Source organism: Okeania sp. SIO2B9 (genome assembly GCF_010672505.1).
GTDB classification, from domain to species: domain Bacteria; phylum Cyanobacteriota; class Cyanobacteriia; order Cyanobacteriales; family Microcoleaceae; genus Okeania; species Okeania hirsuta.
The window spans coordinates 1-1,583 of record NZ_JAAHGK010001534.1 but is presented as its reverse complement, the minus strand read 5'-3'; the positions used below and the strand labels follow the sequence as shown (position 1 = coordinate 1,583).

The 1,583-nt window shown below is 35.8% G+C and carries 2 protein-coding genes; one reads left to right on the top strand and one right to left on the bottom strand.

Features of this window, described 5'->3' with window-relative positions:
* Positions 1 to 244: 244 nt before the first annotated feature.
* Entirely contained in the window at positions 245 to 700 is a 456-nt protein-coding gene (locus F6K13_RS32365) for a nitrate reductase associated protein (RefSeq protein WP_375339418.1), read from the bottom strand.
* Between the two features lie 88 nt (positions 701 to 788).
* Here F6K13_RS32365 and F6K13_RS32360 point away from each other — a divergent pair, with 88 nt between their 5' ends.
* Positions 789 to 983 (top strand): hypothetical protein, encoded by a 195-nt coding sequence (locus F6K13_RS32360; RefSeq protein WP_124155518.1) that lies wholly within the window; start codon positions 789 to 791, stop codon positions 981 to 983.
* Positions 984 to 1,583 lie beyond the last annotated feature (600 nt).

Below are 1,583 nucleotides of genomic sequence, written 5' to 3'. Positions count from 1 at the left end.
GATTGAAGAAGGAGACAGGAGACAGGAGACAGGAGACAGGAGGAAAATTACATGGGGATTCTAACCCCAAGTAATTTTGAACACCGTGTAGACGGTGGGGTATTAAACCCACAAAGAAAATGATAAAGCCAAAAAATTATCGCTTTTAGGCAACAGGCAACAGGCAACAGGCAACAGGCAACAGGCAACAGGGAATATATAGAAAAAAAGTATTTTTGCTTGCTATGAGATGCTCCCTAAAAAATTACATCAACTGAAATTCTTTAATAGCAGGTAAAAAGTTTTTATTTTCATGGCTTGGGCGACTAAGTTTAATCAGAACAAATCTTTGTAGTGGAGTTAGATTTTTCCATTTTTCTAATTTAATTTCAACCCCTGTTTCTTGAGCTTTAATTTGAACAGCATCCGGAATTTTTGTGTCATCCATCCAAGCTGGATTTAGTTCTATAGATAATTCTTTAGCAGGAGTATCTGTATGTTTAATTACTAACTCATATAGCCACTCTCGATAATTTTTAATTTCCTCTGGTGTACTGCAAGATTTATCTACTAGCTCTTGACGAATTAAATGATTAAATTGATGCCAGTGAGATAATTTTAATTTAACTCCGCAGGTATCTAATTTATAACGGACTATCATGGGAATACATCGTAGAGATTCTACAAAGTCTTGCTCAAATTCAAAATAATTATTGATCATATTTTCTTGATTTTTCAGTTTTATATAATGTCTGGTAAAACAGTTATGATTAGGCTCGTAGTTTTGCTCTATTCCTAATATTTAGGGTTTGCTGAAAAAGTATTTTAGTAGGGGTAGGAGACAGGAGATAACCCACCCCTCGTCCCTCCCCCTCCCAGGAGGGGAAGACAGGAGACAACCCACCCCTCGCCCCTCCCCCTCCCAGGAGGGGAGAAATGGGAATGAGCGAGGAAGTAGGAGTAAGAATTGTAAGAGTGATTTTTCTGCCCAACTATGCGCCTAAAATACTAACTTTTTGAGCGTTTTAGACTGAAACAGGCGCACTTTTTTCATTCCCAAAAAGGCTAAAGTCTTTATATTTCAATGCTTTTATATTTAATCAGCAAGCCCTATTTAGCCCTAATATTAAGTCTGATTAATTAGCCATAATAAAAATGTTTTATAGCGTTTCTCAAATTAGTGATATACAGTTGTTTTTCTTTTTTTCTATCCCCTGTTTCTCGAATTACTACTCCCTACTCCCTAAAACAAACGAATTTTGTACCTCACCAATATGAGAATTGCTATATTAAGTAATTAACACAGACTGAATAACTTTTTTTGATAATTATTAGCTAGTTATTGTTAATTATTCTTATTTTTACTTCTCCCCCACCTGCCCACTCCCCCAGGGCTAATTCATTGTCGTCAGAGAATATTTATATGGATATGAAATACATTTAATTGTGCAAATATCAAGAATCTCCCCATCTCCCTATCAATTTTTCTAAGCGTGACAATAAATTGACCCTGCCCCACTCCCCCGCTCAAGAAAATGTAGCAAACATTTATCAAATTGGTATAAAGGACTAGAGCAAAACTACAAACAAAAAATTATTTCGGA

Bases quoted from the DNA above. Each gene is read 5' to 3' on its own strand.
- F6K13_RS32365 (WP_375339418.1), bottom strand. From the start codon at position 700: ATGATCAATAATTATTTTGAATTTGAGCAAGACTTTGTAGAATCTCTA.